This window comes from Kitasatospora sp. NPDC057512, from assembly GCF_042802135.1.
Classification (GTDB): Bacteria; Actinomycetota; Actinomycetes; order Streptomycetales; family Streptomycetaceae; genus Kitasatospora.
Window position 1 is genome coordinate 1 of the sequence record NZ_JBHVET010000435.1, and the last position, 7,257, is coordinate 7,257.

Here is a 7,257-nt window from a genome sequence, read left to right on the forward strand (position 1 = left end):
CCGGCCGCACCGACGCCGTCGTCCGCGCACCGCTCCGCCGCCGGAGCGACGGCGGCGCGGGGCGCGGCCGGTGCGGCGAACTGGCTCAGACCGGCCACGGCGACCAGCGCGGCGGCGCAGGGGAACAGGCGTGGGGCACGCGAGCGCACCCGGGCAGTACGGCGCATCAGCGCTCCTGACAGGGGAGTTGACGGGGGGGTCGGCCGCGCCCGGAGCCTGCTCCGGCCGGACCCGCCGGCGCCCGGCGCGGACCCGCCGAGACTACGACGCCGTGAAGTCGATCCCCCGCAGGGCGCGCGCGGCGGCCCGGTCGAGTACCACGGCCGACGCACAGCCGGCCGGCAGCCGTCCGGCCTCCAGGATCCGGCGGCGCAGCCGGGCGACGGCGGCCTGGTGCCGGGCGAAGGCGTAGCGCGAGACGCCCCGCCGACGCCGCCGCTGCCCGTCCAGCGCCTCGGCCGGGTCGGCGTCGAGCAGCAGCAGGTGCACCCGGCGGCCCTGCCGGGCGGCGGCCCGCACCAGCCAGGCGCGCACCCAGGGCTGGGTGCCGCAGTCGTGCACCGCGAGCGGCCCGCCGGCCAGCACGGCCCGGCGAAGCCGCAGGTAGTGGACGAGCCGGGCCAGCGGGCGGTAGAGCGCGTACGGCAGGCGGCCGGGCAGCCGGGCCGCGTACTCCTCGCGGACCAGCTGGGAGTCGATCAGCGGGGCCCGGACGCAGCGGCGCATCAGGGTGCTCTTGCCGCTGCCGGGCAGGCCGGTGACGACCAGGAGGTCACCGGCCGGGTAGCGCAGGACGGCCGGCCCGGGCCCGCGCAGCTCGTGCCGGGCGCTCGGGTCGTGCGGCGCGGACGGCTCGGACGGCTCGGACGGCGCGGGCAGGACGACCCGTTCCCCGGCGGTGCGCGGCGGCGGCACCCTCGGCGCCGCCGCCGTCCGCACCGTTCTCGTCCCACGCACCCGGTCTCCCCCCGCCGTTCCCCTCCAAGGAGCATCGCTCATTCCCAAGAGCGAGTAAAGGGCGGAGGTCGGAGCGGGTACGGACGACCGAGGCCGGGCCCGGAGCGCTGTGGCGTCGAGGCCCGGCGGCTGGTTTCAGCCCAGCTGCGGGGCGACCCGGGAGGCGATCAGCTCCAGGTGGTCGAGGTCGTCCAGGTCGAGGATCTGGAGGTAGCTCCGCTCGCTGCCGACCGCCGCGTACCGGCCGAGCTTCTCGACCACCTCGTCCGGGGTGCCGGCCAGGCCGTTCTCCTTCAGCTCGTCGACCTCGCGGCCGATCGCGGCGGCCCGGCGGGCGACCTCGGCGTCGTCGCGGCCGACGCAGGCCACCATGGCGTTGGAGTAGACCAGGTCGTCGGCGGAGCGCCCGGCCGCCTCGACGGCGGCGCGGACCCGGCCGAACTGGGCGGCGGTGTCGTCCACCGAGGCGAACGGCAGGTTGAACTCGTCGGCGAAGCGGGCGGCCAGGGCCGGGGTGCGCTTGGGGCCGAGGCCGCCGACCAGCACCGGGACGTGCTCCTGGGCGGGCTTGGGCAGGGCCGGCGAGTCGGTCAGCGTGTAGTACTCGCCGGCGAAGTCGAAGGTGTCGCCGAGCTTGGTGTTCCACAGCCCGGTGATGATCGCCAGCTGCTCCTCCAGCCGCCCGAACTTCTCCTTCGGGAAGGGGATGCCGTACGCGGTGTGCTCGGCCTCGTACCAGCCGGCGCCGAGGCCGAACTCGACCCGGCCGCCGCTCATCGCGTCCACCTGGGCGACCTGGATCGCGGTGACGCCCGGCAGCCGGAAGGTGGCGGCGGTCATCAGGGTGCCCAGGCGGATGGTGCTGGTGTCGCGGGCGAGGCCGGCCAGGGTGATCCAGGCGTCGGTGGGCCCGGGCAGGCCGTCGACGTCGCCCATCTTCAGGTAGTGGTCGGAGCGGAAGAAGGCGCTGAAGGCCCCGAGCTCCTCGGCGGTGCGGGCGACCTTGAGGAGGGTGTCGTAGCTCGCACCCTGCTGGGGTTCGGTGAAGACGCGGAGATCCATGCCGGCCATTCTGGTACGGACCACCCGGTGATCGGCACAGCGCGTCCGCCGCGCCACGGACCGTTTCCGATCCGGTCGGGAGGGGCGGCAGGGGTGGCCAAGGTCTCAGTACGGAACCGTCACGGGCGCCCGTTCCCGCTCGGCGGGTCGCCTACCGTGGACGGATGTTCGCGACCCCCGACGAGTCCTTCCGGCGCTCCCCCGACGAGCCGGCCGGCTGTCCGCTGCCCGGCATCGTGACGGCCTTCACGCCCCGGCTGGCCGAGTTCGCCTTCGAGCCCGGTTTCGTCGCGGCGGTCGACCAGCACGCGGCGATGCTGCGGGAGCTGCTGTACGCGCAGGGGCCGGAGCTGGCGCCCCGGCCCCTGGACCGTGAGGAGTTGTCGGACTACGCGCTGGGTTTCCTGGACGCGCTCGCCGAGATCGGCTGGCGGGAGCCGGTCGGCCACGACTACGCCGTGATCCGGCTCACCGCGATCTGCTGGCTGGTCCGCGAGCAGGGCCTGCTGGAGGTCTGAGCCCCGGCAGGCCCTCCCGGACCACCCGGTTGCGGCGGACTACCGGTTCTGGTCGCCCTCGATGCCCGGCGCGGGCGGGGTGCCCGGACCGGTCTGGGTGGTCGGCCGGACCGGCTGGTTGGACAGCGCGTCGGAGCGGCCGGCCTGGTAGGCGGTGCCGCGCAGCCGGGCGGTCTCCCGCTCGGCGCCGTCCAGCCACCGCTCCCAGCGCTGGCGCATCGGGATGATCAGGCCGCCGCCGACGCCGACCACCAGCACACCGGCGATGGTGGCGAGCGCGGCGATCAGGACCGGCCCGGTGATCGAGGTCGCGATCCCGGCCTGGCCCAGCGCGGCGATCACGCCGAGGCCGACGATGAACGCCCAGACCAGGGTCGAGACCGTCCGGCCGTACGAGGCGCCGGAGAGCGCGTTGCCCACGATGTCGCGCACCGCGTTGGCGATGGCCATCGCGACCACCACGATCACCACGGCGACGATGCCGCGCGGCAGCCAGGCGACGATGCTGTGGATCATCGTGCTGATCGGGTTCGAACCGAAGACGCCGAACGCCAGCTGCAGGGCCATCAGCAGGACGATGTAGTACACGACCTTGCAGATGATGCCGGTCATGTCGTACTTGGAACCCTGCAGGTGGGCGGCCACTCCGGACCGCTCCGCGACCCGTTCCGAGCCGACCCTGCGCAGCACCCGGTCGAGGATCTTGGCGATCGCCTTGGCCACGAACCAGCCGACGACCAGGATCGCCAGGAAGGCGATGAACTGCGGAATGACCTTGGCGATCTTCGACCAGGCCTCGGTGAAGCCCGATCCGAAATCGACGGACAGTGCGAGCTGCTGAGCCACGGAGTCCTCCACTCGGTGACACGGCGCCACGAGCGGGCGCTTCGGCCCCCCACCCTTCGTGGATAGCAGGCGCCCGCTCCGGCCGCGCGCGCCCGGTGTCCGGGATGGTCCCCTCGGGTGAATGCTCCGGCCGTCCGCACGCGTACAGTGGCGGTCCGGGGGGACGGGCCACGGGGCGGGACGGACGGGACGGTGCGGCAAGTGGGCGGTACGGCGGCGGAGCACGCGGTGGACCACCGGGCGCTGCACTGGCGGGTCCGACCGGAAGCGGCCCGGGCCGCCGTCCTGGTCCTGCACGGCGGCGAGGAGCACAACCTCGCCCGGCCCGGGCGCCTCAACCTCCCGCTGCTGCGGATGCACGGCTTCCTGCGCGGACTCACCAGGGCGACCGCGCGGGACGGGGTGGCCGTCGGCACCGTCCGCTACCGCCACCGCGGCTGGAACGGCGAACGGGCCGACGCCGCACGGGACGCGACCGCCGCGCTCGACGAACTCACCGCGCTGCTCGGGCCGGTGCCGACCGTCCTGGTCGGCCACTCGATGGGCGGGCGCGCCGCCCTCCAGGCCGGCGGGCACCCCGCCGTCACCGGCCTGGTCGCCCTCGCGCCGTGGTGCCCGCCCGAGGACCCGTGCGACCAACTCGCCGGGCGGGACGTCCTCCTGCTGCACGGCGACCGCGACACCGTCACCCCGCCCGCCGAGACCCGCGCCTTCGCCGCCCGAAGCCGCGCCGCGGGCGCCCGGGTCTGCGGCTACACCGTCACCGGCAGCGGCCACGCCATGCTCCAGCGCATCCCCGACTGGCACCGCGCGACCACCCGCCTCACCACCGCCCTCCTCGGCCTCCACCCCTTCCCCGCCGAAACCGCCTCCGCCCTCGCCCTCGCACCCGCCTCCCGCGAAGCCCTCACCCTCCCCCTCCCGCCCCAACCCCGCCGCGCCCCGGCCCTCCCGGCCAACCCCTGAGCCGGCAGGTCCCCGCGGGCGACGCGGCGGGGAACAAGCACATCGGCGACAGCCTCGCCGAGCCGGACCCGCCGGTGGACGTGGACGGCCACCGGCTGGTCCTGGCGGTGCCGCGCTACCTGGGGGCGTGAGGGCCGCGGGGGCGGTGCAGCCGGCTCACCCGGTGGGCGGCTTGGTGCCGTTGGGCCAGACGCAGGGGGACTCGAAGCCGACGACCAGCGTGGTGGGCCAGTTGTCGCCGTCCGAGATGGAGGCCTTGAAGCCGTTGTCCGGGTTGGTGAGGACGATCACGCCGGGCCTGCTGTCGGTGACCTTGAACCCGGCCACCACGAGGTGGCCGCGGAAGGTGTCGAAGATCGTGTCGTGGTGGTCGGCCGGGATGTCCCGCAGGAAGCGGGACGTCACGGCCTTGACCCGGCCGTCCGGCTCCGAGGGGGCGTCCTTCTTGAAGCACTTCTCCTCCGCGTCCCGGTCGACGACCGGCGAGATCGGCTTCGGGAAGGCGAGGAAGATCTGGGTGAAGTACGTGTCGGTCTTCTGCTTGGCCTGGGCGCTGGTCAGCGGGGCGTCGGCCGAACCGGAGCAGGAGGTGGCCGCCAGCAGGACGACGCCGGCCGACAGGGCCGACCGCACGGCGCGAGCACGGGGGAAAACAACGGTCACCGCATGATCCTTGAGGGGTTGTGTGGGCTGCCGGGGTCGGGACTGATCCTAGACCGTGTGCCAGAGGGCGGCGGCGAAGACCGCCGTCACCCAGGTCCACAGGACGGAGAGGCCGAGGTGCGCGACCGTGCGCAGGCGGTCGCCGCGCCACAGGCGGGGCGAGAAGTAGGCGAACTCGAAGAGCCAGCGCAGGCCCCAGAAGAGGGTCTGGCCGGCCAGCAGGGCGGTGCCGAGCCGGCCACCGGCGAGCAGGTCGGGGGCCAGGCAGAGCGGGAGCAGGCCGAGCAGGGCGCAGGCCAGGCCGATGAAGAAGAGGTGGGCGTAGGAGACCTGACGGGTCAGCAGGGTGGTGCCGGAGAGGTCGGCGGGCCAGCCGATGGCGCGGGGCAGGACCGCGTGGACCAGGCCGGCGGTCACGAGGGCGGCGCCGACCAGGCGCAACTGGGCTTCGAGGGTGAGGAGTCCGGGCGTATCGGCCGGTCCGGCCAGTACGGTCAGTCCGGCCAGTACGGTCGGCCCGGTCATGGGGCGGGCTTCCGGAGGGCGAAGGCGGTGACCAGGCCGGCGATCCGGCGTTCGGCGACCGGGTGCAGGCCCGCCTCGGCGGCGTGCCGGAGCCAGGTGGCCCGGGGCAGGAAGTGCCAGGCGCCGGGGCCGTAGACGGCGGTGTTGGCGGCGTCCCGCAGGTGCTCGACCAGCAGCAGGGTGCCGCCGGGGCGCAGGGTGCGGGCGGCCTCGGCGAACAGGGCGGTGCGGTCGGCGGGCCGGCGCAGTTCGTGGGCGGCGAAGACGGCGAACACGGTGTCCAGGGCGCCCGTCGCGGCGGGCAGGGCGTCCGGCCGGGCCGGAATGCCGCCGGGGGCGGGCGGGGCGTGGCGGCGGGCGCGGCGGATCGAGCCGCTGGAGGTCAGTGCCGGGTCGTACAGGTCGGCGAGCCGTCCGCGGGCCCCGGGGTGGCGGGCGGCGAGCGGGCGGCCGGCCTCGTCCAGGCCGGTGCTGATCACCAGGTGGTCGCCGGGACCGTCGGGCAGCAGGGCGGGCAGCCAGTCGTAGCGGTGGAGCCCGGAGCGGTCGTAGACGCACCAGGTGGCGAGGGTGCCGAGGGTGAGGTACCCGGCGGCGGTGGCGGCGGCGGCCCGGGCGAGCACGGCGGCGGGACCGGGCAGCCGGCGGGCCAGCGCCCGGCCGGCGACGACGGTGAGCGCGCCGGCGGCGTACATCGGCCAGTTGTAGCGGACGACCTCGCGCACACCGGACGGGCGGGGGCCGTCCGGGACGGGGGTGGGAGCGGGGGCTGCCGGTGCGGTCATCGGGCGGCTCCGGCGAGGGTGCGGCGCTCCCCGGCGTGCCAGCCGTAGTCGAGGCCGGCGACGTGGAAGGCGTTGGCGAGCACCGGCCGGCTGCCGGCCAGCGGGCCGTGGTCGAAGAAGGTGAGCCGGGGCACCTCGACGGCCACCGGGGCGGGTTCCCAGTGGGCGCGGGTGGCCTTGACCACGATCATCGACCGGGTCTGCGGCTCGTACTCGAAGGTGTAGGGCAGCGGGCCGGCGAAGCGGCGCGCGGCCCGGGCGTCCGCGAACGGGCTGCCCGGCGGGAGGTCGGCGGGGGCGCTGCCGAGGTCGGCGCGCACGTGCAGGTCGGCGCGGCCGTCGCCGCTGACCACCTTGAACTCCAGGGTGCCGTCGGTCACCCGGGTGCCGATCCGGGCGTGCCGGTAGTGGTAGCGCGAGAAGGCGTTGCCGCCGAGCGCCATCATCCGGCTGTCGGTGTCGGAGCGCAGGATGCGCAGGCCGCGCATGGTGCGGCCACCGGGGGTCGGGAAGCGGGTGAAGACCCGGTAGCCGGTCAGGATGAAGTCCCGGCCGAGGCGGGCGGGCAGGGCGGCCGGGCGCAGTGCCCGGGCGTCCACGACGGCGGCGGCGACGAAGCCGTGCTCGGCGCCGTCGGGGTCGGTGTAGGTGTCGAGGGCGAGGCCGGGCGGCACCAGCGGGGCGAGCAGACGGGGCGGCAGGGCGTAGGTGAGGACGAGCGAGTGCGCGAAGCGGGTGCGCATCGCGAAGGGGTGGCGTTGCAGCAGGTGTCGCACGGTCGACTCCGTGGTCGGGTACGGGGGTTCGGAGCGTGGCGGGGCAGCACGGGACCGCCCTTCGCCGCGGGCCCGCGGCGGGGCGCTCTCGCGCGCCCTCATCATGGCGCACGACTTTGAACGCGTTCAACTCGGGGCCGGAGGGGTGGACGGGGTGCG

At 75.4% G+C, this 7,257-nt stretch carries 9 protein-coding genes; 2 read left to right on the plus strand and 7 right to left on the minus strand.

Annotated elements, in window-relative coordinates; translation table 11 throughout:
* Positions 1–261 precede the first annotated feature (261 nt).
* Positions 262–957: an AAA family ATPase gene (locus ACFU6K_RS25295; RefSeq protein ID WP_380666648.1), complete on the minus strand. Its 696-nt coding sequence runs from the start codon at positions 955–957 to the stop codon at positions 262–264.
* A 135-nt stretch (positions 958–1,092) separates the two neighbouring features.
* On the minus strand, positions 1,093–2,019 hold the full coding sequence (locus ACFU6K_RS25300) for an LLM class F420-dependent oxidoreductase (protein ID WP_380666650.1): 927 nt from the start codon (positions 2,017–2,019) through the stop codon (positions 1,093–1,095).
* 164 nt (positions 2,020–2,183) lie between these two features.
* On the opposite strand from ACFU6K_RS25300, the gene ACFU6K_RS25305 reads away from it, so the two are divergent.
* Positions 2,184–2,537, plus strand: a complete 354-nt coding sequence (locus ACFU6K_RS25305) for a DUF6401 family natural product biosynthesis protein (protein ID WP_380666652.1) — start codon at positions 2,184–2,186, stop codon at positions 2,535–2,537.
* Between the two features lie 39 nt (positions 2,538–2,576).
* Here the strand turns inward: ACFU6K_RS25305 and ACFU6K_RS25310 are convergent, their stop codons facing one another.
* Complete coding sequence (locus tag ACFU6K_RS25310; RefSeq protein ID WP_380666654.1) at positions 2,577–3,383, minus strand: hypothetical protein; 807 nt, start codon at positions 3,381–3,383, stop codon at positions 2,577–2,579.
* Between the two features lie 201 nt (positions 3,384–3,584).
* Here ACFU6K_RS25310 and ACFU6K_RS25315 point away from each other — a divergent pair, with 201 nt between their 5' ends.
* Positions 3,585–4,349 (plus strand): alpha/beta hydrolase, encoded by a 765-nt coding sequence (locus tag ACFU6K_RS25315; RefSeq protein WP_380666656.1) that lies wholly within the window; start codon positions 3,585–3,587, stop codon positions 4,347–4,349.
* A 156-nt stretch (positions 4,350–4,505) separates the two neighbouring features.
* Here the strand turns inward: ACFU6K_RS25315 and ACFU6K_RS25320 are convergent, their stop codons facing one another.
* Genes ACFU6K_RS25320 through ACFU6K_RS25335 form a run of 4 tightly spaced genes read right to left on the minus strand, consistent with a single transcriptional unit; the run spans position 4,506 to position 7,098 of the window.
* Entirely contained in the window at positions 4,506–5,012 is a 507-nt protein-coding gene (locus tag ACFU6K_RS25320; RefSeq protein ID WP_380666658.1) for a hypothetical protein, read from the minus strand.
* 48 nt (positions 5,013–5,060) lie between these two features.
* Positions 5,061–5,537 (minus strand): hypothetical protein, encoded by a 477-nt coding sequence (locus tag ACFU6K_RS25325; protein ID WP_380666660.1) that lies wholly within the window; start codon positions 5,535–5,537, stop codon positions 5,061–5,063.
* The gene (locus ACFU6K_RS25330) at positions 5,534–6,322 is read right to left on the minus strand and encodes a class I SAM-dependent methyltransferase (RefSeq protein WP_380666662.1); all 789 of its coding nucleotides are present in this window, start codon (positions 6,320–6,322) and stop codon (positions 5,534–5,536) included. Before ACFU6K_RS25330 ends, ACFU6K_RS25325 begins: the two co-directional genes overlap by 4 nt.
* On the minus strand, positions 6,319–7,098 hold the full coding sequence (locus ACFU6K_RS25335; RefSeq protein ID WP_380666664.1) for a DUF2071 domain-containing protein: 780 nt from the start codon (positions 7,096–7,098) through the stop codon (positions 6,319–6,321). Before ACFU6K_RS25335 ends, ACFU6K_RS25330 begins: the two co-directional genes overlap by 4 nt.
* Between the last annotated feature and the right edge of the window lie 159 nt (positions 7,099–7,257).

Bases quoted from the DNA above. Each gene is read 5' to 3' on its own strand.
- ACFU6K_RS25300 (WP_380666650.1), bottom strand. From the start codon at position 2,019: ATGGATCTCCGCGTCTTCACCGAACCCCAGCAGGGTGCGAGCTACGAC.
- ACFU6K_RS25305 (WP_380666652.1), top strand. From the start codon at position 2,184: ATGTTCGCGACCCCCGACGAGTCCTTCCGGCGCTCCCCCGACGAGCCG.
- ACFU6K_RS25325 (WP_380666660.1), bottom strand. From the start codon at position 5,537: ATGACCGGGCCGACCGTACTGGCCGGACTGACCGTACTGGCCGGACCG.
- ACFU6K_RS25330 (WP_380666662.1), bottom strand. From the start codon at position 6,322: ATGACCGCACCGGCAGCCCCCGCTCCCACCCCCGTCCCGGACGGCCCC.